The sequence below is a fragment of the Parafrankia elaeagni genome, assembly GCF_000374165.1.
Lineage (GTDB): Bacteria > Actinomycetota > Actinomycetes > Frankiales > Frankiaceae > Parafrankia > Parafrankia elaeagni.
The window spans coordinates 1-21,999 of record NZ_KB893749.1; the positions used below are offsets into that span (position 1 = coordinate 1).

Genomic DNA, 21,999 nt, shown 5'->3' on the forward strand with positions numbered 1-21,999 from the left:
GAAGGGAAATACAAGCGGCTGAAACGCAGTGACCGTAGGGCGCGGGCGTGGCTCAGGGGAGTCCGGGAACGGTCCCCTGGCCTGTTTGCGCACTGGGAATTGCGGTACTGAACGCCTCGTAGAGCGGTGCGGCTACCTACGGACTCGCCAACCTCTGCGGGATGAGCAAAGCCACAGGCGGCCAGGCGAGCACCGCTCGTGATGTGCAGCAGGAGCCGGATGAATCGAGAGATTCACGTCCGTGATCTGTGGGGGCCAGGGGCTGAAATGCCCCTGGCTACCCGGCAGCACCGGCTGTTCTCGCACATCACGATGAACTGGCGCGGCCGGCCGCTGACCAGCCACGAGGTCATCGTCAACTCGATCGCCGCGACGACCACCCACACCGGGCTGCGCGTGCACGCCGAACTCGACACCGCCGCCTACCCCGCGGGGGCCAAGGTCAGCGACACACAGATCGACTGCCTCCCGCTGGACCGCCACGACTGGCACGGCGACTGGAACTACACCCTGCGCCCGGAACCACCAGCCCCACCGCCGCCACCGCCCGAGCCGTCACGCGCCCCCGAACGCGCCGACTGGGCGCACCCGGCCATGACCGGCATGAGCACCACGGCCTGGGACGAGCTGACCGCCTCGCTCACCGTCCCGCACAGGATCCAACGCGACAACGAGCTGTTCGCCCGAAGGGGCGGCCCACCCACCCGCAGACCCGCCGGCGGCCACCCACCCGCCCTCACCCTCGCCGAGCAGACCCTCGTGACCGTCCTACGGCTGCGTTTCCGAACACCGCAACCGGTCCTCGCCGAACTCTTCGGCGTCTCCATCGGCCCCATCACCAAAGCAGAGCGGGAGATCCGCCCGCTGCTCGACCAGGGCGGCCACACCGTCGCGCCCGACCCGACCCGTCTCGCGACCCTCGCGGACCTGACCGCACACGCCCAAGCGCACGGCATCGACCTGACGCCAAAGCCCAAACCGGCGTGTTAATTATCTGCAAGCCCTAAACGGCATTGCTGCAAGAGGCGCTCACCCGCACCATCAGGCAGATGGCCGACGGCTGACAGCGTCGGCGACAGTCAGATCGGCTCGACGAGGATGTCGGCGCGGTCGAGTGTGGCGGTGTAGGCGGTCAGGTCGTCTGGGTCGCTGGTGAGGATCTGGGCGGGGGCGTGCAGTGCGGCGGTGATGACGACCAGGGCGTCGATGACGTCCGGCCGCTTCTTCGGGGGAAGCTTGGCATCGGCGAGCATGGCCCCTGCCCGTTTGTATGAGTCGAGGGTGAAAGTTCTCGCGCAGGCGACGCAGCCGGCGGGGATGTTCGCCGCGCCGCGGATGGGTGGCGTGCTTTCCCGGGTTTGTGGAACGGTGCAGTCCTTCAGGTATTGGCTGAAGGCGTGGACCGTTTTCGGGTCCGGTCGCCACGCTTGGGCGAGGACCGGGCCGATGAGAACCGGCCGGTGTGGCGCCGCGCGTAGGCCGTGGTGGAGTAGTCGTGCCGTGGGGTTCTCACGCAGGAGCGCTACGAGCATCCCGGTGTCGTAGACGACGGTACGGGTGATCACGCGACGCTCGCGGTATCCGTTCCGAGTGCGCTGGTCAGGACCCGGTGGACGAGGGCCTGCTCGTCCGTGGTCAGGGCGTCCAACGAGGGCAGGTCCGCCTCGGGGAGGTCGGCGGTCTGCTCCAAGGCGGCCTGGTTGCGTGCATCCAGTGCCGCGAAGGCCGTCGTGGCGGCGTCGTCACGTGCCATCTGGGCGACGGCCGCCGCGATCATGTAGGCGGAGACGTCCATACCTGCCGCCTCCGCGTGCATCCTGATCGCGGCCTGGACATCTGAGGCTGTCGAGATCGTGAACCGGATATTCGGCATGCCGCCATCGTAACACGACGTATTACGCCCTGGCGGCTGGCTTGCCGTTCCGCCCATGTACCTGGCTGGGCCCCAGGCAGCGTACTCGGGTTCCAGGTCGGCCGGCGACGCTAGTGCTGTGGCCGGGTTGGTTCGCGGTGGTGCGGGTGGCGTACTCCGCATCGATGAACTCGAACGTGTCGCTCACCGATGATCCTTGGCGCGAAGTACGCTGCGGCTTTTTTCGGGAATTGGTTTTCCGTGAGCAGCTCACGGTTCTGCCGTTCGAGTTCGCGTAGCCGGGTGCTTTCGTCGGCGGTCGGTGGCGGTGGCGCGCCGGCGTGGGCGCGCCGGTAGGTGGCGACCCAGCTTCCGAGAGTTTCCTCCACTATGCCGAGTTCCTGTGTGACAGTGGCGATCGGACGGGATGTTCTCGATCGCCTGATACCCGCAGCAGCGGGTCGGAGCAGGTGCCGAGTCCGAGTTCGTAGTGTCCGCGGCGGATGTTGTGAACGAAGGTTATCTGCGCCGTAGTAGGGCCAGACAGAGTGTCAGACCTGGACCGAACGCCATCGCGACTGCTGTGCCGCCGATGTCGAGTCCGTCGCGCAGTTGTTCGACGACGAGCAGCACGGTCGCCGACGAACAGTTACCTCGGGAGTCGAGGATCTGGCGGGTCGCGGCGGTCTGCGCCCTGTCCAGACCCAGTCGCTCCTCCACGACGTCGACGATGCGTGGCCCGCCGGGGTGCACGGCCCACCCCTGGACGTCGGCCCGCTTGAGTTCGAGGGGGTCGAGCAGTGCCGCGGTCGCCTCTTCGACGTGGTTCGCCAGGACGACGGGGACCTTGGCAGACAGCCCCATCCGGAAACCGTGGTCAGTGACGTGCCAGGTCATCAGTTCTTCGCTGGCTGGAGCGGTTACGGCCGTGGTGTCGATGACGTCGAGACCACGCTCGGCGTCGGGCTGGAGCACGATCGCCGCGGCGGCGTCGCCGAACAGGGCATGCGCGACCACCTGTTCCAGGTCTCGTTCAGGAGTGTCCGGCTGGATGTGCAGGGAGGTGAGTTCCACGCAGAGTACGAGGGCGGGTTGCCGGCGGGCCCGGACGAAGTCGGCGGCGGTTCCCAGCCCCGGGATCGCCGCGTAGCAGCCCATGTGGCCGATCAGCAGCCGCCGTACCTGCGCTGACATACCGAGCTCACGGGCGAGCTGGATGTCCAGACCCGGTGTGCTGTAACCGGTGCACGACACGACGACGAACAGCCCGACGTCGGCGGCGTCCAGTCCGGCGTCCGTCAGGGCGGCTCTGGCGGCCTGTAGTCCAAGGGGGCGCGCGTCCTCGACATAGCGCAGCATCCGGGTGGCTGTCGACCAGCCGCTGATGTCCTCGCGTCGCGGATCCACCACCCCGTGCCGGGTCCGGACTCCGCAGCCCAGGAAGATCCGGCGAGCCATCCGGTCGCCTCGGTACCGTCGGTCGAAGACCTCGTCCCACAGGCTCTGCTGGTCGAAAACCCCAGGAAACGCTGTCCCGATCCCGGTGATCACGGCTGTCGTGCCCGGCTGCGCCCCGGCACTGTTCGCGGGATCCCTGCTCGTGTCGGGAGTCTGTGCCCCCCTCACCATCGGACCACGTCCGCGTCCGCGTCCGGGTCGCCTCCCAGCGCCGCGAGGCCCAACCAGTCCGCGCACACGTCCGTGGTCGCGGGTTGGAGAGATCCGCACCGGGCGTCCCGGTACAGCCGTTCCAGTGGGTGGCCGCGGCGGGTGACCGTGGTCCCGCACGCCTCGATGACGGAGGCCGCCACATCCTGCGCGGTCTGCCCGGCGAGCAGTTTCGCTCGCCAGACCCACCGGTTCGTCTCCGCTGATCCGGGATCGGCCTCCACTCGCCGGGCGCACTCGTCGATCACGACGTCGAGCGCTGCGAGGGCGACGTCCGCGTGACCGAAACGGGCCCGCACGGCGGGAAGGCCGACCAGGCCCTTCGGTATCCCCGCTGCCGTCTGGCCTCGCGCGTGTTCGACTCCCGCGTTGAAGGTGGCTCGGCCGACCCCGGCGTAGACAGCGGCGTAGGAGGCCACCAACCACTGCGGCATGATCTGCGCGATCAGCAGGCTCAGCCCCTCCAGCCCGCCTACCAGCGCGTCCGCCGGAACCCACACGTCCAGGCGCAGGTCGTGGCTGCCGGTACCCCGCATGCCGAGGGTGTCCCAGTTGGGCTCGACGGTCACCCCGTTCCCGGCTGGAACAAGAAAGTGGCTGACCCTCGTCGCCGGGCCCGCCGCAGCCACCGGGTGGTCTTCGTCCGGCCGTTCACCTTCGACATGCTCCTCGGCTGCGTCGGCTGCGTCGGCTGCGTCGGCTGCGCGCGCGGCGACGAAGTAGACGTCCGCGTGCGACGCACCCGAGCAGAAGGACTTGAGGCCGGTGATCCGGTAGCCGTCGCCCTCACGGCGGTAGGAGGTCCGCAGTGCGGACAGGCGCGAGCCGGCGCCCCGTTCGCTCATGGCGACGGCGATGAACGAGCCGCCGGCGGCCTGTGCCAACAGCCGGTCGCGCGCGGAGAAATAGGACTCCGGCGCCCCCATCGCGCGGGCGAGCTCGTCCGGAGTCCCGGCCAGCGCGCCCAGGACCGAGGTGTGCATGTTCAGGGCCAGGGCGGTCGAGCCACTGGCTTCGGCGAGTACCCGCGCGGCATTGGCCCACTGCGCGAAACCGCCGCCGTGACCACCGAACCGCCGGGGTACGAGCAGCCCCAGCAGACCCGCCTGGCGCAGATCGTCGAGGTCGGCCGCGGGCAGCTCCCCACAGCGATCCGCGTGGCCGGCGCGCCCGGCGATCGCTGCGACGACGCTGTGGGCGAGTTCCGCCCCGTCGGCGCGCGGTGCCTGCGCCGGATCCCGCGCCGGATCCCGCGCCGGACCCCGCGCATCTGCAGACCGTTCAACGCTCATCGAAGTTCCCTTCTTGTCCCGACGGCCTGGTAGACACCCGCGGTGGAGTCGGTCGGCACCATGCGCACCGAGTCGGCCTGCCGGACGAGCCAACGGACGTAGTCAGGAAGCGAGGGGCGAAGGCCGCCGACGACAGTCATCTCGATGCCGCACCGATCCAGCGCCGCGCCCAGCCGGTCGGGCGACACCAGCAGGCGCGGATCGTGTATTCGAGGCGGCGGGCCACCCGGCAGGCGCTCGGCGAGGCGCACCAGACCGATCCGGCAGAACAGCGTGTCGGCGAGCGTGTCGATCACCAACGTTCCGCCCGGAGCGAGGACTCGCCCGATCGCCGTGCAGGCCGCGTCGAGATCCTCGAGATGCTCGAACATCTCGCCGGCGACGACGCAGGAGAACCTGTCGTCGGGGAACGGCAGGCGCGTCACGTCGGCCTGGACCGCCTCGACGCCGTGGTCACTGGCCTGGCGGAGCGCCATTGAGGACAGATCGACACCGATGTGCCGCCATCCCGCGAGCCTGCCGGTCAGCACCCGCGCGAGCAGGCCGCCACCGCAGGCAAGGTCGAGCAGCGGGGCGCCGGGGTGAGGTGGGGCCGGGATGAGGCGGGCGCGCGCCTCGGCGAGCCAGTGCAACGCCGCGAACCGCCCGTGAGTGGGCCACCACTGGTCGGCGAGGTCGTCGTACTGCGCGGGATCGTTGCGGCGCCGACGCGGCAACCTGTTCACGTTTCTCCCCGAAGGAATAGTGGCAGAATCCAAATGAGATGTTCCGGAGATAATGCGGATCTTTAGGGGCAGCCCGTTTCCATGAAATCGGTACGAAAATCACATGTCGGAAAACTTTCTCGTCCGGCCATGGACCTTTCGTCGATCATCTTTCATCAGGTCAGGTCAGGTACGTGCCGGCGGCGACAACGAGCGCAACGTCGAGCGCGGCGACTGCCATCGCGATCCGGAAGGCATGGCGATCGCTGAGCCGGAGACCCAGCACCGTCAGCGCCGTCACGGCGACCAGGATGGCGACGCGCCACAGGCTGAGGTCCGCCGGTCCCAGCACGGCGACAGCGGAACCCGTCGCGAGCAGGAGGGCGGCGGACCGCCGCGAACCGGCCGCCCCGAGGTGGTGCGGCAGGCCGCGCACCCCGGTCCGGGCGTCGGTGGCGAGGTCGGGAAGGGTGTTCGCGAAGTGCGCGCCCGAGCCGAGCAGAGCGCCCGCCAACGGCAGCCACCAGGGCGGTGCTGGATGGTCGGGAAGCCCCAGCGCGACGAACGCCGGCAGCAGGGCGAACGAGAGAGCGTACGGGAGGACGGACAGCCTGGTCCCCTTGAGCCCCAGGTTGTAGACCCATGCACTGGCGACTGCGCAGAGATGAGTCCAGCCCGCCGGGCCACCCGAGGCGAAGGAGAGCGGAACGCACGCGACCAGCGCGACCATGCAGGCGAGGGTGACCGGCCTCGGAGCTACTCCGCCGGCGGCGATCGGCTTCTCCGTTCGGCCGCCCGCCGCGTCGCGCTCCTGATCGATGACGTCGTTGCTCCAGCCAATCGACAACTGCCCCGTGACGACCGCGGCCGCCACGGCGGCGACACCCGAGGCGGAGCGCCCACTGGAGATCGCCAGTGCGGTGGCGAAGAGTGTCACCGCCGCGGTCGGCTCCGGGTGACAGGCCCGCACCAGCGCAGCGAACCGCCCTGTTTCCACAGGCGTGGCAGTGGTGGGCACCCGCTTCACTCCGTCCCCTTCGGTGTGGAATATCCACACCGGTATGGAGCGGCGCGGACTCCTGGATGGCGACCCAGAGCATCGCGGATCACGGCGAACAGCCTTTGCCGCAAGCCTTTCCTGGACCGTGGTCCGGTCCGGCAAGTGTGGCAGCAGAAGCTGCCTGTGTTGTGCATGTCGAGGCTGAAGGAACACGGCGGACCACGCCCACCGAGACATCCCCTGTCTCTTCTCGTGCTGACCGGTAGGGCGGGCCGAGCCGCGTATGGCGCCCCGGTCGTATGGGTGTCAACTTGCGGCGGTGGCCGATGCGCCGGTTGTGGACGGACGTCGCAGCGGAGGAAGCAAACAGTCAGGCCAGGGCGGTGACGCCGCTGTCGGCCGGCGGCGCGGTCGGGGCGGTCGGGGCGGTGGGTGCGCTGGAGGACCCGGCGAACTCTTCGTTGCCGAACCGGCGTACCGCGGACGCGACCTGCTCGGCGGACGCACCGGAGAGATCCCCGAGCGCGCACAGGACCAGGACACCGCCTGGATCGAGATAAGGGGGCTCGGACCGAACCTGGTAGCGCCTGAGCCAGGCAGGATCGGGTGAGCCCGACGAGCGGGGCGGGTCGGAAAGCCTGACCTCAAGGCGCCCGGCGCGGACGCGAGCACCGTCGATCTGCTCGCGGGTCAGCAGGTGATCCACGCCGTCACGCCGGTAGCGCAGCGCCGTCTCACTGATGAGGAGCAGATCGGGCCGACAGAAGAGGTAGCCGAAGACGACAGCCCAGGAACCGAAGAAGCACGACCACACGGCCGCCGGTGCACCGATCCAGGCAGGATGATCGCCGACGTACACAACACTCCAGGGCGCGGCGGCGGCGGCCAGAGCCACGACTGCGAGAATCCCCCCCAGCACCCGTCGCAGCCTGGACTCGCGTAGTTCGACGGGTGGCTCGGCTGCGTGTTCCGGCTGTTCGCCTACGTGCTTCGGCGGTTCTTCCGGGCGCTCCAGCGGTTCGCCTGCGTGCCCTGGCTCCTCGCGGTGCGGTGCGGCCAGTGCGCCACGAAGGGCTGCCAGCCCCGCGCTGCCGGTCAGGCGGTCCGCTGGATCCTTGGTGAGAAATCCCTCGATCACGGTCGCCAGCGACGCGGGCGTCCGCACGAAGCGGGGATGGTCGTGCAGGACAGCCTGGATCGTTGCGGCCTGGGTCGGACGGGAGAACGCCGAAGCTCCCTCGGCGGCGTAGTACAGCGTGGCCCCGAGTGAGAACAGGTCGCCTGCCGTGGACCGGCGGATGCCCGCGAACTGTTCCGGAGCGATATAGGTCAGGGTGCCGATCGGACCTTCGCTGATCGAGGGATCCGATCCGTGGACGGCGACCCCGAAATCGACGAGCATGACGCGGCCGTCGTGGCCGATCAGAATGTTCGCGGGCTTGACGTCCCGATGGTTGATCCCGCGCTGGTGTGCTGCGACGAGTGCGTCCAGTATGGAGATGCCGATCCGGATGACCTCGTCGGCCGAGAACACGCCACGGGTACGGATCGCCTCGGCCAACGACACCGATGGCACGTACTCCATGATGATCCAGGGGAGATTGTTCTCCTCGACCACGTCGAGCACGGTGACTACGTTGGGATGGTCGCGAAGTTTCGCCACCATCCGTGCCTCACGCATGACCTGGGTGACCAGCAACGAGGTGTGGCCCGGCGATACCGTCGCAGGAATTCGCAGCTGTTTGGCCGCCACGGTGACGTTGAGGACCTCGTCGACGGCCCGCCAGACCGTTCCATAGGCGCCGGCGCCTATCTGCTCGATGAGCTGGTACCGCCCGGCGATCCTGGTGCCCACGGCGTCATCGGTTTCCGCTGCCACGGAATCCCCTTTGCGTGCTCCGAGCCTGGAAAACACGATCCTAGTGTCAGGCGGAGGTCGGCGCGACCGTCTTTGCGTGATCGGGGCCGTGGTTCGCCATGCGCCGGCCACTTCGGCTGGAACCAGAGTCGATCGAAGGCCGACGGTGTTAAGTTTTCGTGGTCAGGCGTGCCATCGTCCCGTCGACCCGAGAAACGAGACCAGTATGGTTGTCGATGCCCCGCAGGCCAGTCCGGGCCAGGCAGCATCGAAAGAGACTGCCTCGGGTCCGGCTACGCCGCACGTTTCGGTTCGGGCGTTGCGCCAGGTCAGATCCCGGATTCGCGGCGGTGCGTGGCTTCTGCGGGCCGCCGTCGACACGGGTCTCCGTGCCAGCCTGACCGGCCTGGTTGTGGTCCTCGTCGCGGTAGCGGCGGGGCTCTGGACAGCGCAGGACGGTGCCGCCGAGGAAGAGCGGGACGTTGCTTCCACGCAGGCCGGTTCCGAGGTGGTCGGGCCGGCGGCTACCGGCCCGACCCCCGGGCCCACGGGCGACCCGGAGCCACCCCGCAGCCGACCGCCTGTGGTCGAATCACCCGTGGTCGGGGCGTCTGTGGTCGAATCACCCGTGGTCGGGGCGCCTGCGGTCGGCGTGCCCGTGGCTCCGACCGCTCTCAGCGCTGAGCCGGGAAACGCGACGGCACGGCTGTGCTGGGTGGCGTCGCCGGGTGCTGACGCGTACACGCTTTTCTACCGTGATGTGACGGCCGGGCAGGGCTGGGTGCGGATGCCCTATGCGATCCAGGGCACCTGTTACACCGCGCAGCAGCTGGTCAACGGTCGTACCTATGGATTTCGGATCACCGGCAGCAACAGCGCCGGCGAATCGGATCCGTCCAACACGGTCGCGGTCGAGCCGATGGCTCCGGCGCCGCTGTCGGCTCCGGCCCGGTCCACGCCCCCGGATCGGTCAACGAGTCCGCCCCAGATTCCGCCGCCGTCGGCCCCGCCGGCCCCCTCGGATCTGCGGGCGGAAACCGGCAATGCGACGGTGCGGCTGTGCTGGGTGGCGTCGCCGGGTGCTGACGCGTACACGCTTTTCTACCGTGATGTGACGGCCGGGCAGGGCCGACAGCGGCTGCCCTATCCGATCCAGGGCACCTGTTACACCGCACAGCAGCTGGTCAACGGGCAGACCTACGAGTTCTGGTTGACCGCGAGCAACTATTCTGGTGAATCGAGGCTCTCCACGCCAGTCACCGTGACGCCTGGCGGCTGAGCAGCGCGGTGGACGCGAAGTGGACGCGAAGTGGACGCGAAGTCGAACGCGATACCGGCCCTACCTGAACGGCGGCTTCCGCGAATGTGGGCTCATCCCGCAGTCGCGCCGACGAGCAGCAGCGATGCCAGCTGCTGCCAGTTCTCCACCACAGCCGCCACGCCGACCTCGCGGAAAGCCGCGATCCGTGCCTCGCGTTCGGCCGGGAGGACGAACTGGAGATTGCCGACGGTGGGAATGCCCGCCCGGACAGCCGCCGTCGCCCCCGTCAGGGAGTCCTCGACAGCCACCGCCTCCGCCGGTGCCACACCCTCGCGCTCACAGGCGATCCGGTAGACGGTCGGATCGGGCTTGCTGGTCGGAACCGGGGGGGTGTCCTCAGCGCTGTAGCGCACCTGGGGCGGAAGCAGCCCGGTGAGGCCGGCCGCGGTGAAAGACGCCTCCAGGCGGCTCAGTGCACTCGAGCTGACCGCCGCCAGGCGGTATCTCGCACCCAGGCTGGCGAGCGGGCCCAGCACCTCGGGGTCCGGTCGCAGCACCGTGCGGAGCCGGTTGCTCACACGGCGCTTCTCCTCGGCGACCCACCATTCCATCTCGGCGGCCGACACACGCTCGGCGACTCCCGCGGACGGTTCCACCGGCTCGACGGGATCCGTCGAAGTCTCCACGGGGACGCCGGCGTCGGCCGCCGCCTGCAGGGCCACGGAGCGGAAGTTGCGGCCCATGGCGGCGCGGCGCAGATCCTCGGGCGTCCAGCGGTGACCGACCCCGATACGTTCCAGGAAGTCATTGGTGACCTCGGTCGACGCGGTGAACGCGGGCGCCTCCGAGGGGAACAGGTTGTCGTCCGCGTCGCAGAGCACGATCCTGACCGCGGAGGCGTCCAGGCCCTCGGGCACCGCGGTTCTCGAAGCACTGGTTCCCGAAGCCTTCGGAAGCGTTGTCACCGGACCTCCTCGTTGGAGTCGAGCAGAGCCGCGAGCATGCCGCGAACTCCGTCGTGGGACGCGCGTGTGAGCAGTTCGCCGAGCTCCGCGACCAGGTCGGTGTCCTCGACCAGATCGCCGAAGATATCGCGAAGCTCCAGCAGCGCCGTCGGATCGTCGCCACCGGCCTGCGCGGCGAGCCGGAGATCCTCGGCTCGCGAGTCCTCGATGGTCAGCGGGCGGCCATCCAGGTCTTCACCGCGCAGGAAGCGCAGCCACCCCGCCAGCGCCGCCAGCAGCAGCCGGTGTGGCCTCCCCGCCACGCGGGCCTCGCCCAGCGAGGACAACAGATGGTGGGGGACCTTCGTCGATCCTCGCCGGCACAGCCGCAGCAGACTGTCGCTGATGGCAGGGTTCGCGATGCGGTCGAGGGTCGTCGTCACGTACTCGTCGGTGTCCTGGCCGGGCAGCTCCGGGAGCAGCGGGGCGATTTCCTCGCGCAGCAGGCGCGACATGTACTCCGACAGCACAGGCTCGGCCATGGCCTGGTCAGTGGTCTCCAACGAAGCGAGCACGCCCAGGTAGCCAAGCGCGCAGTGCCCGCCGTTGAGCAGGCGGCCCTTCATGAACTTCCAGGGTGCGACGTCGTCGACCACCTGCACACCGACCCGCTCCAGCGGAGGCCGCTCGGCGCAGAAGTCGTCCTCGACGACCCACTGCCGGAACGTCTCCGTGACCACCGGCCAGCGGTCGGGGACCCCGAACTCACCCTCGATCTGGTCGCGCAGCTGGGGGCTGGTGGTCGGGGTGATGCGGTCCACCATGCCGCTGGGGAAAGCCACGTTCTCCCGGACCCAGGAGGTGAGGTCCTCGCCGGTCTGGGCGTCGAGCAGTCCCGCGAACTCGAGAACGGCAAGCCGAACCGCGGCACCCGAGTCGTCGAGGTTGTCACAGGACAGCACCGTGAACGGGCCCGTGCCCTCCGCCCGGCGCCGGCGCAGGGCGGCGACGAGCAGCCCGGTCGCGGTCACCGGGTCTTCCGGAGTCGCCAGATCGTGACGGACCGCTGGGATATCGGAACGCACCTGGTAGCCCTCACTGGTCACGGTCATCGTGACCAGCCGGGTGGTCGGGGACGCCAGCAGGTCGGCGACCTGCTTGGGCTGCTCCGGGAGATACAGGTAGTCGACGAGGGCGCCGACGAGTCGGGCGCGGGCACCGTCACGGTCACGCTCGACGACCGTGTAGAGCCCGTCCTGGTCACGGAGCACCTCGCCGATCTGCGGACTGCGCATACCGACTCCGACCACGCCCCAGCCGGTCTCGCCTGTGGCGGCAAGGTCGTCGAAGTACAGGATGGGGTGCGCGCGCGCGAAGCTTCCGACGCTGAGATGAACGACGGATGGAGTCAGTGCGCGCCTGTCGTAGGCGGGCCTCTCCACGCGGTCTCCCAGCTTCGCGACCGTGCTCTCCGCGAGCACAGGTGGCACCGTCCGCCGCGAGCGGGGAAAGGGCACGACCGCCGTGTCCGCCTGCCGGCCCCTGCTTACCCCACTGGTGCCGCGATGATGTTTGGTCGCCGTTTCCATATCGAGTAGAGTCAAGGCTTCCTTGAATTCGCCGAAGGCTTGCTGGGCCGCTTCTCGTGTTAACACGATGTATCAGTGTCCGCGTTCTGTCCGCGAACGGGTCCCGCCTCCCTCTCGAACCTCTCGTCCCCCTGTTCGATGTCCCGAAGATCCACCTCGGGAACCGGTGAGGTTCGCGTCACGCTCTTTCTCGATCTTCCTGGCTGAAGCCGTACAGGTCGGGAAGTCGGACTTAAGGTCTACCAGCCCTCCGGCGTGTGACGGACCATCGATCTGGTTCGTAAGGCGAACGCAAGGCCGGCTAGTCACCGAGGCGCCGATGTTCTGGGCCTCAGGTTTCCCTGCTGATCCTGGGCTGGGGCTGGGGCTGGGGCTGTGTCGGGTCCGGGTGCCGCACCGATCGCGCTTTACGGCGAGGAGCGGGATGTGCCGCAGGGGTGGGCGCGGCGGTGAGGTCCGCGCAGAACGTCACGTCGCGGTCGCGGATCGTCCGGGCGTGCACGGTGGGGCCGGTGAACGCGCAGTCGCGGCTGACCTGGGAGTCGACCTGGGAGTCGACCGGGGCGGAGCCGGCGGAACTGTCATGAACGGCTTTTGTTCTGCCTGTCGGCCAGGCCTTCGAGGCGCGACCCTGGAACGACATCCGGCGACTGGACCGTGGCCGGGGTTAGCAGTCCTGCCCCGAGGTGTCGATGCTGTTTTCCAGCCCTGGACGTTTCCAGCCCTGGACGGCGAAAACGACCATCATGGCGGCGAGGCAGAGCAGGCCGAGGGCGGAAAGCGCGATGGAGGATGGAGAGAGCACGGTGGTCGCGCAGCAGGGCCGCGGTCGGGTTCAGAGACAGGCCGGTGAACAGCAGCGCCAGGGCCAGTGACCGCGAACGAGATGCTCGCCCCCCGAACGGCTGATGCCGGAACGGCCGCTTACGCGCGACCTCGGCCAGGAAGTATGCGGCGGCCAGGGCCCAGGCCGCGGCGAACATTATCGAAATAACCTGGTTGGGCATCCCTGTGACTCCCATTCAAAAATGGAACGGGGGCGCATGCGGCTTCCCGCGGAACACCACGAGGGCACCCTTGGGCGGAGCCGGGTAGGACGGTGACAGCGCCGTCCAGTCCGAAGCCGAACGCTCCGCCCAGCAGGGCGCCGGCGAGCACCGGACGCGGGGTACGGCGCCACCACCAGCGGGACGCGCAGGTCACGACGGCCCACCTGTCCTGGGACTACACGACCTTCCTGAACATCGCCTTCCTCGCGCTGGCCGGGTTGCTCGTACGCCGGTTCGTGCGTACCGGCGGCCTCCCCATGCTGCGCGGGATGGTCGGCAGCCCGGACGGGGCGGCCGACCACCATGACACCACCCGGCGCAGCGAGCAGCGGACGCCGCACACTCCGACGACCACGAACGATCCCCGGCATCGGCAAGGTGTGCGGCCCTCGCCTGCGGCATGTCGTCAGCGCGGGGCCGCGTCCGGGTCAGGCCGAGTGGCTGTGCGTGCTGCTGCCGTCGTGCTGGTGCACGTTCTGGTGCTGGTGCACGTAGAGCTCCCGGCGGTGCGGGCGCCCCGGTCCTCGGGACGGCTCGGGCAGGCGGAATGTCACGGGGCGGCTGTGCTCGGCGTGCAGACGCTCGGCGTTGTAGACGCGAGGGAACTTCCAGAGCATGCGTACGAAGTTCGTCTGGCCGTGGGCGAGATGCCCGGCGACGATGCGGGCGGTGCCGGCCAGCGCCCGTACGCCGAGATGTTTGCGGTTGAGCACCGCCTGGGTCGCCACGAGCTCGCGGTAGAACTCGTCGAGGGGCAGCCGGGTCGGGGTCACCGCGTGCTGGATGTCGAAGAGCCTGTAATCAAGGCTGGTGAGCTGCTGCGCCTGGGTGTGCCAGATCTCGGTGCCCGGGTAGGGCGTGATGACGGTGAGGTGGACGATCTCCGGGACCGACAGAGCCCACTCCCGCACGAGCCGGAACTGTTCGGTGTCCCAGCCGGGGTCGGCTATCAGGTTCACCGCGACGGTGATTCCGATCCTCCGGGCGATCTCAAGGGCTTTGATGTTCTCGTCGGGGGAGATGCGCTTGTGGAACAGGTCGAGACCCTCGGCGTCGAGTGCCTCCATGCCGAGGAACATGTAGGTCAGGCCCAGCCGGTGCCAGCGCTGGAAGACCTCGGGATGGCGCAGCAGGACGTCGGCGCGGGTCTCCAGGTAGTAGCGCTTGCGGATGCGGCGGCGTTCGATCTGGTCGGCGATGGCCATGCCGTGGTCGGGTTTGATGAACGCGACGTCGTCGACGAGGAAGACGTTGGGCTCCTGGATGGTGGCGAGCTCGTGCCCGGCGACGTCCGGTGACATCCGCCGGTAGCTGCGGCCATAGAAGGTCCAGGCACTGCAGAAGGAGCAGTCCCATGGGCAGCCGCGGGTGAACTCGACCGAGGCACAGGGGTCGAGTTCGCCGATGAAGTACCTGCTGCGGTGGGGCAGCAGGTGGCGGGCGGGCAGCGGCTCGTCGAGCGTGGGCAACATGGTCGGGGGCGGCCCTGTGCCGGCGCGGGTGACCACACCGGGCACCTCGTGCAGGCTGTCCCGGTCGGTGGCGAGGATACGGGGGGCAACCGTCTCGCCCTCGCCGCGGGCGACTGCGTCGATCGCCTCCTGACAGGTGTCGAGCAGGTGCCTGGCGATGAACGAGACGCTGTGGCCGCCGGCGACCACCAGGCAGCCGGGCAGCACCGCCTTGGCCTGCTTTGCGAGGGTGATGACCTCGGGGACGTTGGCCAGGTAGTTCAGCCCGAACATGACACATTCCGGCCGAAAGCGGCGAAGGGCGTCAGGGTAGCTCTTCGCCTGGTCCGTCTGCAGGTCGATGATGCGGACATCGTGGCCATGCCGCAGAAGCGCCGCACCCACTCTTTCGAGACCGATCGGCTCAAGTCGGAGAAATATTTCGGAATACATCAGAGCGCTCGGATGGACCAGGAGTACCCGCATCGCCTCGCCTCGTTCTCGGCCAGAGTGCCCGGTCTTCGTCTTTTTGTCGTCGTGCTTTCCGTGTCTCCGGGAGGAGGGGAGAGCCCCGTCGAGGCCCTTCAATGGCCTGCTCTACCCGTGGGAATCTGTTCCACGCGGGCGCGATCGCTCCTGTCGGCCTGGCGAACGGACAGCCATGGTTCCCGCGACGTGGTTCGGAGGGTGCTGCCAGCACTGGGATATGAGATCCCGGCCGAGATCCCAGCGGTCGGCGGGTCCACCGGCGCGGCAGTATTCATGAACTCAGATGTGCAGGTCACCGTGACCGGCGCCGACCCCGGCGGGGCGGGACTTTTCTCATCGAGTTCCGCCCCCTGCCTGAGCCATGGGCTCGGCACCACCTCGACGTCGGCTGTCCTGCGGAGAACACCGGAAATGGGGAGGTTTCATGCTGTTCGCCTCACCAACCTGCCGGTTGGGAACTGTTGTCCGAGTCCGACGAGTCCTTACCGTGGGCGGCCGGGGCTGCCTGCCTGCTCTCGGAGTGAGGTATGGTATCCAGTCGAATCTGGTACCAGGTAGGGGGTAGGTTGACGACAGATCATTCTGGTTGTGATGTCGCTGCTGGCAGGTCGACTTCCCCTCTCATGTACATTGGCGAGCTCGCTGAGCGGGCCCGTCTTTCGCTACGCACCGTCCGCTTCTACGAGGAGGCTGGGCTGCTCGCACCGGTCGGACGCACGATCCGCGGGTTTCGGCTCTACGACGAAGACGCCGTCGACAGGCTGGACATGGTCAAGAGCGTGAAGCCTCTCGGTTTTACTCTGGAAGAAATCCGGGAGATTCTCACTCTTCGCGACGCGGCGCGCGGCCATGGTCTGGTCGAAGGTCAGCAGGAAGATCTCCAGGAGCAGCTGCGAAAATGGTCCGAACGGGCGCAGGAGAAAATCGCAAAAATGCGCGAGAAGATGAATGTCGCCGAGAGCTTTGTCTGCTGGCTGCGTGAACAGGGAGAGCCCGTCTGACCTGATCACATTGGACTGCCGGAGGCTGTCTCTCCTGTCAGGACGGACGGCCTGCGCATGCAGGCCACCCTACAGAACGGACTTGCCCCCGGCCTCCGTGAGGATGCGATGGAGTCCCGCTGCCAATGGTGTGGGATGCCAGTCGAGTTCCTTCTGGGCCTTGGAGGAATCGGGAACCGCGTTCCATCGCAGATATTGAAGCTGGCAACGGGCGATCGGGGGTGGCCGATGAGTGACTTTCGCAGTCAGCTCGCCCACCGTCGCCGCGAGACTCATGAGCGGAGCTGGAACGGTTGTGAGCGGAGCACGACCACGACCTGCGACCTCGGTGAGGGTCCGCGCTATGTGCATCAAAGTCGCATATTCATCGCAGAGGATGTAGCGCTCGCCAGGACGGCCACGTTCGGCGGCGAGAAGATGCCCCAGGGCCTGGCCTTCGGTGAAGACCACTCCGAATCCTCCCGCAGGAACGGCAGGCAGTGTTCCCCGCAGCACGGGACGAAACATCCGTGATTCCAGCGATGCATTCCCAGTGGGGCCGAGGCCGTAAACCGTGGCCAAGTTGACAAAAACGATCTCCATGGTGCCGGCGGTCTCGATCACAGCTTGTTCCGCCTGCTGTTTCGACCGCTCATAGGCGGTTCCCTTGGCGTGGCCTGCGAGGTTCGTCTCGTCGAAGCGACCGCCCGGGGGTGCCGCGAACACGTCGATGGTGCTGGTGTGGACCAGGCGCTTCACCCCCGCCGCCACGGCGGCACGAGTGATGTTCACCGATCCCTGCACATTGATCTGTACGAACAAAGCTGGATCAGCCAGCCATTGTTCCGGCACCCCCATCGCGTTGTAGACGATCTCGCAGCCGTCGCATGCCTCGGTGAGCGAGGGTGCGTCCGTGACGTCTCCGGGAACAACTTCGACTTCCGGGGGAAGGGCGGCCCTGGCCCGGATGACGTCTCGTACGACAGCTCTCACCTTGTGACCGGCCCGCAACGACGCCCTGACGACCGCACCGCCGACCTTACCCGTACCTCCAGTGACCAGTACTCGCACGTGGAGCACGCTACATGGAGATCACCGGGCCGCGCACGCCGAAGATACGAGCAGGTCGCAACCTGAGCCTCGAAGAATATCCGCGAAATACCCGTTGTTCGATCGGCGGGCCATCAGCGGTCAGACGGTGCACTCCCGGTAATGCGACAGCCGGGTTGGATGGCGATCACGACAGCGGTTACGGTGGCGTCTGAAGGAACCGGACGGGCGATCTTCCGGCGGGGGTCGCACGGTGCCGACGTGCGCCCGCTCCATGTCAAACCACGGGTCAGGCCACGGTCGACCACCGGCTACTGGTGCAGCGCCGATGCATGCCGTTGACCTCCACAGCCGCACCCGGACCGTGCGCGCCCCGTCAGGCCCAGGGATGGTTGGCGCAGGTCCGACGCCCGGCAACTTCAGACGCCGCTTCCAACTCCAAACGAGGGGGATTTGTGAACACTGCCCGTCATATCGGCGATATCGAGGAGATCAAGCAGCTCAAGGCCCGCTACCTGAGGCTGGTGGACGAGAAGAAGTGGGACGAATGGGTCGATGTCTTCACCGAGGATTTTCATGCCTGGCTCGGAGACGTTCCAGACCAGGTCCTCGACAGTCGCGAAGTGTTCATCTCGTTCATTCGGCGGGCGATCGGTGCGGCAACGACAATCCATCATGGTCACATGCCGGAGATCGAAATCCTCGGGCCCGACACGGCTCGTGGAATCTGGGCCATGTATGACTATGTGAAGTTCACGGGACCTGACGGGGATCTGGAACTGGACGGATACGGCCACTATCGCGAGGAGTACCGAAGAGGTGCAGACGGTCGCTGGCGGATCTGCTCGCTGCGTCTCACTCGTATTCTGGGAATGGTGGAGAAGCTGGAGAAGATGGCGGCCGGTCCGATTATTCCCGTCAGCAGGCAGGCTTCGAGCGAGGACGAACTCGCCCGTCTCTGACGCGGACGCGCCGGGTTGCCGTCGGGTCCCGAGGGGATGTGCCTCGGGACCCGACGGCCTCGCCATGTCGCACCCACCCACACACCTCCGCTCCCTCCTGATCCGGCCACCTGTCTCCGTCGTGCTGTCTCCGTCGTGCCGTCGCCGCGTGAGCCTGGATCCAGACCAGCTCGGTGCTGGCTGAGGGCGCAGCCCGAGTATCCGCGTAGCTCGGACAGAGCCACAACTCTACCCTTACGTTAGGGTTGGGTTGCCCGCGACAGGACATGATCGCTGAGGAGTGGATGGTCATGAGATGGCTTGGCAGGTCCTCGCCAGGAGCCGTGCAGAGGGAGAGGGCAGTGGCACGTGACAGAAGCTGACCATGACAACTCGCCGCTCGCCCGCCCCGGTGCTCGACGATCAGGCCCAGGTCCAGGTGCACATCGCTGCGGTGCCCTGACTCTCGGCCACAGGTTCGACCCTCGACGCAACAATCTGAACGCGCTGCGCCTCGCTCTCGCGTTGATCGTCCTGGTCTCGCACTCCTGGGTGTTCGTACACGACGGGGACGACCCGCTGCAAAACCTCACCGGGGGGCCGGCGGCAGGAACGATCGCCGTTGACGGCTTCTTCCTGATCAGTGGCTTCCTGATCACTCGAAGTCGGCTTCAGGCTTCGTCGACCGCGCGCTACCTGTGGCACCGGTTCCTGCGGATCCTTCCCGGATTCTGGGTCTGTCTCGCGATCACGGCTGTCGTGTTCGGGCCCCTGCTGTGGCGCCTCGAACGAGAGGCACTCGCAGGCTATCCCTGGACGGGGCCCGAATCGGCAGTGACGTACGTCATGGCCAACTCGCTGCTCCGGATGAACCAGTTCAACATCGGCGATCTCCATGGCGGAGAACCGCTCGATGGTTCTCTGCACACGCTTTTCTTCGAGGTGCTGTGTTACCTGATGATAGGCGTTTTTGGTGGAGTCGGACTCCTCCGTCGGAGCCGTCTGCTCGTCGTTCTCTCCGCTCTCTCCTGCTGGTTTCTCGCGGCCGCGGACACCATCTCGGGCTCCCAGTGGCTCGGCGAGTCCTACACCATCCGCTATGTCTCGGTGTTCCTTGTCGGTGTGGTCATGTACCTCTACGTCGACCGCATTCCCGTCACCTGGCCGCTGCTCACCACAAGCTGCGCCCTGTTCGCGATCACTCTGGTGGCGCCCTCGACCTACCTGGTCCTCGGCCCGGTGCCCCTGGCCTATCTTCTCCTGTGGGGAGGTACCGGTCGACGCCTCGAGCGGGTCGGAACCCGCCGGGACCTCTCCTACGGCATCTACATCTATTCCTGGCCACTTCAGCTCGTCCTGCTCGAGGCCGGTGTGGGCGACGACAACGTCGCTGTCCACGTCGCCGCTTCGACGGCCGTGTCGGCCCTCGCCGCCGTCGCCAGCTGGTACCTCGTCGAAGCCCCCGCGCTGGCGTTGAAGAAAGCCAACGTGACGTGGCCACGACCATGGCGGCGTGACGCGCGGTCCGCCGCGGGGGGCGCGCGGCCCTGATGTCCGGACTTCGTCCCCCGGCCTGCCGTGGATTTGCCGTCGCTCCGCCGGGTGCCTGATACTGCCCTCGACCCTTACGCGAGGGAAGAGTGGCCCCGAACGCCGATGCTCGCCCAGGTTCGCGGCCTGGTCGATCCGCGCCCGTGGTCGATCCTCGGGCTCCGATATCGCCCGACAGGTTCTGATCCGTCGCCCCGTCCGCATCCGGCGGCTCCACGTTTTCCTGATGGCAGCGAGGACCGTGCTCATATGAACAAGACCCAGACATTCCCGCTCAGTGCGGTGGACCGCGCACTCCTCGATTATCAGGCCGCACATCCGAAAATGCCGGTAAACGTGTGTACGCTCCTTGTCTCGGAGGAGTCGCCGCCAACGCTGCGGGAGTTGAGGGACTTCGTGGCGCGACGCCTTGAAGTCTTTCCGGAAATTCTGCGACGACGCATCGTCCGGCTGCCGGGCAGGCGCCCGAGGTGGGGCTGGGTCGTCGATCACGCCATCACGGCAGACGATCTTGTTCGTGAGCGCGGACTGCCGGCCGGCGGCGGCGCGGGAACCGGTCTTCGTCCAGTCCTGCGGGAGCTCGTCGGAACTCCGGTTCCTGTGTCCGCGCTGCCCTGGCGGCTGTGGTTGCTGCACGAGCCGGACACCCAAGGCTTCGCCGTGTTGTACCGCGCCACTCATGTGCATCAGGACGGCGCGGCGAAGAATCTGATGATCTCGGCGTTGTTCGGCGCCGACGCGGCGCCGTTCCACCTAACAGGCCCGCGGCGATGGCGTCCGGCGCGGCGGCCCGCACCGCGAGCGCTGGGCGCCGCGGTCCTGCGAGGCGGGCGGTGGTTGGCGCCGGCGCCGACCACCGCAGCCCTCTCCGGGCCCGCCGGTGGAGTAGTTCACTCCTGGGCGTCGACCTCGCCGTTGCGCCTCCAGGCGGTGGCCGCCGCGAGCGGCGCGACTGTCAACGACGTGTTCCTGGCGGCTGTCGCCGGTGTCCTGCGGTCGTGGTCCTCGGACGACGGCGTGCCGAGCGGCGATGTCGTCGCGACGATGGCTGTGAGTACCAGGCGGCCGGCCGAACAGGGGCTGCTCGGCAACTACGTGGCGGGGGCACGTGTCGTCCTTCCCTGCTCCCTCGAATCTCCCGCGCGGCGGCTGGCCGTCATGCCGGCCCATACGGCACGCCTGAAGCGAGGCGGCCAGCTGGGAGCGGGGGAGCGGCTTCTTTTCGACACACTGCCGGCTCGGCTGCGTCAGCGGGTGCTCACCAGAGGGCTCGACTCACGCTCGGCCGCGCTGTCGATCTCGAACGTGCTCGCTCCGTCGGGTCCGCTGACCGTGGCGGGTCGTTCGCTGCGCTGCGCCGTGCCGATTCCGTCGCTGTTCGCCCGGCAGCGCCTCGCGTTCCACCTGGGCGGCACCGACAGCGTCGTCAGCGTCGGCACGGCGGCGAGCGACTCCGTGCGCGGCTCGACTGATCTCGCTGCGCGATGGCTGGCGGAGCTGGCCGTCCTCGAGGCCGCGTTGGGACTGGCCGCCGGGCCGGAGAGGACGGCCATCCCAGTCGCCCGGTCGGGCACCCATGTCCCGTTCCGCGGCGGCGAGGCGACGGGTGCTCCGCCGTCTGCCGCCGCGCTCGTCCGGACGGACGAAACGGGCCGGCATGACCATCACGACCATGACCATCACGACCATGACCATCACGACGCGGGCGCTGCTGTCGCGACGCCCCCTGCGGCGGCGGAGCTGACTGGGCTCGGCTCATCGACCGTTCCTTGAACACCGGGTTCGTGGATCGGGGCAGCACATCAGTTCCGCCAACCGTCTATCTCGATCAACCTTTACGTAACGGTAGAAGCGACTCGGGCGCATGCACCGTCGCCAGGTTCGCCCGGGAGCACGGCAAGCAGTTCGCGGTGCCGGAATGGGGGATGGATCACAGGAGAGGCGGCGGCGGAGACAACTCCTACTACATCGAGAAGATGTACGAACTGTTCGTGGCCAACCGGGACATCCTCGCCTACGAGGCGTACTACAGCGCCGGGGCGCAGGAGGTCGAGAACGTGCGGTCGGCCCTCACCCCCGACCTCAACCCCGACGCCGCCCAGCGCTATCTCGACCTGTTCGGCGGATCCGCGGCCCTTCCCGCCCCGACGATCGGACGATGACCCGAAACCTACCCTAACGTTAGGGTAGGTTTCGGGTGTGATGGTCCCTGTGCCGCCGCCGTGCCGGTGCGCGCCGCAAGCCACCCCGTGACGCGGCCAGGGCGCCGTCTCGGTCGTTTCTGCGCTCTCCGCACGCCCGGCCCTGCCTGGCGGGCGTG

Annotated in this window: 20 protein-coding genes and 1 pseudogene; 8 read left to right on the plus strand and 13 right to left on the minus strand. The window is 67.9% G+C overall.

What is annotated here, in order from left to right; all coding sequences use genetic code 11:
* Positions 1-285: 285 nt before the first annotated feature.
* Positions 286-525 (plus strand): annotated as a pseudogene (locus tag B207_RS41810) (ISAzo13-like element transposase-related protein); the annotation flags it as partial.
* A gap of 554 nt (positions 526-1,079) precedes the next feature.
* Here B207_RS41810 and B207_RS0123125 read toward each other — a convergent pair.
* From B207_RS0123125 to B207_RS37195, 8 genes are all read right to left on the minus strand, one after another.
* Positions 1,080-1,565, minus strand: a complete 486-nt coding sequence (locus B207_RS0123125) for a hypothetical protein (RefSeq protein WP_018638980.1) — start codon at positions 1,563-1,565, stop codon at positions 1,080-1,082.
* Positions 1,562-1,873 (minus strand): hypothetical protein, encoded by a 312-nt coding sequence (locus B207_RS35125; RefSeq protein ID WP_026311359.1) that lies wholly within the window; start codon positions 1,871-1,873, stop codon positions 1,562-1,564. The genes B207_RS0123125 and B207_RS35125 overlap by 4 nt, the downstream gene beginning before the upstream one ends.
* Positions 1,874-1,983: 110 nt before the next feature.
* Positions 1,984-2,241: a transposase gene (locus B207_RS43000; protein WP_407671454.1), complete on the minus strand. Its 258-nt coding sequence runs from the start codon at positions 2,239-2,241 to the stop codon at positions 1,984-1,986.
* 130 nt (positions 2,242-2,371) lie between these two features.
* Complete coding sequence (locus B207_RS0123135; RefSeq protein WP_154675574.1) at positions 2,372-3,478, minus strand: type III polyketide synthase; 1,107 nt, start codon at positions 3,476-3,478, stop codon at positions 2,372-2,374.
* On the minus strand, positions 3,475-4,812 hold the full coding sequence (locus tag B207_RS0123140) for an acyl-CoA dehydrogenase family protein (protein WP_018638984.1): 1,338 nt from the start codon (positions 4,810-4,812) through the stop codon (positions 3,475-3,477). The genes B207_RS0123135 and B207_RS0123140 overlap by 4 nt, the downstream gene beginning before the upstream one ends.
* On the minus strand, positions 4,809-5,528 hold the full coding sequence (locus tag B207_RS0123145; RefSeq protein WP_018638985.1) for a methyltransferase domain-containing protein: 720 nt from the start codon (positions 5,526-5,528) through the stop codon (positions 4,809-4,811). The genes B207_RS0123140 and B207_RS0123145 overlap by 4 nt, the downstream gene beginning before the upstream one ends.
* 169 nt (positions 5,529-5,697) lie before the next feature.
* The gene (locus B207_RS0123150; protein WP_230205178.1) at positions 5,698-6,534 is read right to left on the minus strand and encodes a UbiA family prenyltransferase; all 837 of its coding nucleotides are present in this window, start codon (positions 6,532-6,534) and stop codon (positions 5,698-5,700) included.
* Positions 6,535-6,886: 352 nt separating this feature from the next.
* Positions 6,887-8,395, minus strand: a complete 1,509-nt coding sequence (locus B207_RS37195) for a serine/threonine-protein kinase (RefSeq protein ID WP_063820961.1) — start codon at positions 8,393-8,395, stop codon at positions 6,887-6,889.
* Between the two features lie 76 nt (positions 8,396-8,471).
* Here B207_RS37195 and B207_RS37200 point away from each other — a divergent pair, with 76 nt between their 5' ends.
* Entirely contained in the window at positions 8,472-9,653 is a 1,182-nt protein-coding gene (locus B207_RS37200; protein ID WP_154675565.1) for a fibronectin type III domain-containing protein, read from the plus strand.
* 92 nt (positions 9,654-9,745) lie between these two features.
* On the opposite strand, the gene B207_RS0123165 is transcribed toward B207_RS37200, so the two are convergent.
* Entirely contained in the window at positions 9,746-10,600 is an 855-nt protein-coding gene (locus B207_RS0123165; protein ID WP_230205179.1) for an HAD family hydrolase, read from the minus strand.
* The gene (locus B207_RS0123170; protein ID WP_018638989.1) at positions 10,597-12,060 is read right to left on the minus strand and encodes a mannitol dehydrogenase family protein; all 1,464 of its coding nucleotides are present in this window, start codon (positions 12,058-12,060) and stop codon (positions 10,597-10,599) included. The genes B207_RS0123165 and B207_RS0123170 overlap by 4 nt, the downstream gene beginning before the upstream one ends.
* A 557-nt stretch (positions 12,061-12,617) precedes the next feature.
* On the opposite strand from B207_RS0123170, the gene B207_RS40050 reads away from it, so the two are divergent.
* Positions 12,618-12,755 (plus strand): hypothetical protein, encoded by a 138-nt coding sequence (locus B207_RS40050; RefSeq protein ID WP_154675566.1) that lies wholly within the window; start codon positions 12,618-12,620, stop codon positions 12,753-12,755.
* A gap of 637 nt (positions 12,756-13,392) precedes the next feature.
* Here the strand turns inward: B207_RS40050 and B207_RS40055 are convergent.
* Both B207_RS40055 and hpnR read right to left on the minus strand, forming a co-directional pair.
* On the minus strand, positions 13,393-13,572 hold the full coding sequence (locus B207_RS40055) for a hypothetical protein (protein WP_154675567.1): 180 nt from the start codon (positions 13,570-13,572) through the stop codon (positions 13,393-13,395).
* Between the two features lie 73 nt (positions 13,573-13,645).
* Positions 13,646-15,154, minus strand: a complete 1,509-nt coding sequence (gene hpnR / locus B207_RS35145) for a hopanoid C-3 methylase HpnR (RefSeq protein ID WP_051102633.1) — start codon at positions 15,152-15,154, stop codon at positions 13,646-13,648.
* Between the two features lie 626 nt (positions 15,155-15,780).
* Here hpnR and B207_RS0123190 point away from each other — a divergent pair.
* Positions 15,781-16,158 (plus strand): MerR family transcriptional regulator, encoded by a 378-nt coding sequence (locus B207_RS0123190; RefSeq protein ID WP_018638993.1) that lies wholly within the window; start codon positions 15,781-15,783, stop codon positions 16,156-16,158.
* Between the two features lie 69 nt (positions 16,159-16,227).
* On the opposite strand, the gene B207_RS38835 is transcribed toward B207_RS0123190, so the two are convergent.
* A complete protein-coding gene (locus tag B207_RS38835; RefSeq protein WP_326828851.1) occupies positions 16,228-17,217 on the minus strand; it encodes an NAD-dependent epimerase/dehydratase family protein in 990 nt (329 codons plus the stop codon).
* A gap of 425 nt (positions 17,218-17,642) precedes the next feature.
* On the opposite strand from B207_RS38835, the gene B207_RS0123195 reads away from it, so the two are divergent.
* From B207_RS0123195 to B207_RS0123210, 4 genes are all read left to right on the plus strand, one after another.
* Entirely contained in the window at positions 17,643-18,149 is a 507-nt protein-coding gene (locus B207_RS0123195; protein ID WP_018638994.1) for a nuclear transport factor 2 family protein, read from the plus strand.
* A 348-nt stretch (positions 18,150-18,497) separates the two neighbouring features.
* Positions 18,498-19,679: an acyltransferase family protein gene (locus B207_RS35150; protein WP_154675569.1), complete on the plus strand. Its 1,182-nt coding sequence runs from the start codon at positions 18,498-18,500 to the stop codon at positions 19,677-19,679.
* 249 nt (positions 19,680-19,928) lie between these two features.
* Positions 19,929-21,452 (plus strand): WS/DGAT domain-containing protein, encoded by a 1,524-nt coding sequence (locus B207_RS35155; protein WP_084692279.1) that lies wholly within the window; start codon positions 19,929-19,931, stop codon positions 21,450-21,452.
* Between the two features lie 152 nt (positions 21,453-21,604).
* Positions 21,605-21,841, plus strand: coding sequence for a hypothetical protein (locus B207_RS0123210; protein ID WP_018638997.1), 237 nt, complete (start codon positions 21,605-21,607; stop codon positions 21,839-21,841).
* Positions 21,842-21,999: the final 158 nt, after the last annotated feature.

What these genes read in the sequence shown, in the direction of transcription:
- B207_RS0123210 (WP_018638997.1), top strand. Translation starts at nt 21,605, where the DNA reads ATGGATCACAGGAGAGGCGGCGGCGGAGACAACTCCTACTACATCGAG.
- B207_RS35155 (WP_084692279.1), top strand. Translation starts at nt 19,929, where the DNA reads ATGAACAAGACCCAGACATTCCCGCTCAGTGCGGTGGACCGCGCACTC.
- B207_RS0123140 (WP_018638984.1), bottom strand. Translation starts at nt 4,812, where the DNA reads ATGAGCGTTGAACGGTCTGCAGATGCGCGGGGTCCGGCGCGGGATCCG.
- B207_RS35125 (WP_026311359.1), bottom strand. Translation starts at nt 1,873, where the DNA reads ATGCCGAATATCCGGTTCACGATCTCGACAGCCTCAGATGTCCAGGCC.
- hpnR (WP_051102633.1), bottom strand. Translation starts at nt 15,154, where the DNA reads ATGCGGGTACTCCTGGTCCATCCGAGCGCTCTGATGTATTCCGAAATA.
- B207_RS0123190 (WP_018638993.1), top strand. Translation starts at nt 15,781, where the DNA reads ATGTACATTGGCGAGCTCGCTGAGCGGGCCCGTCTTTCGCTACGCACC.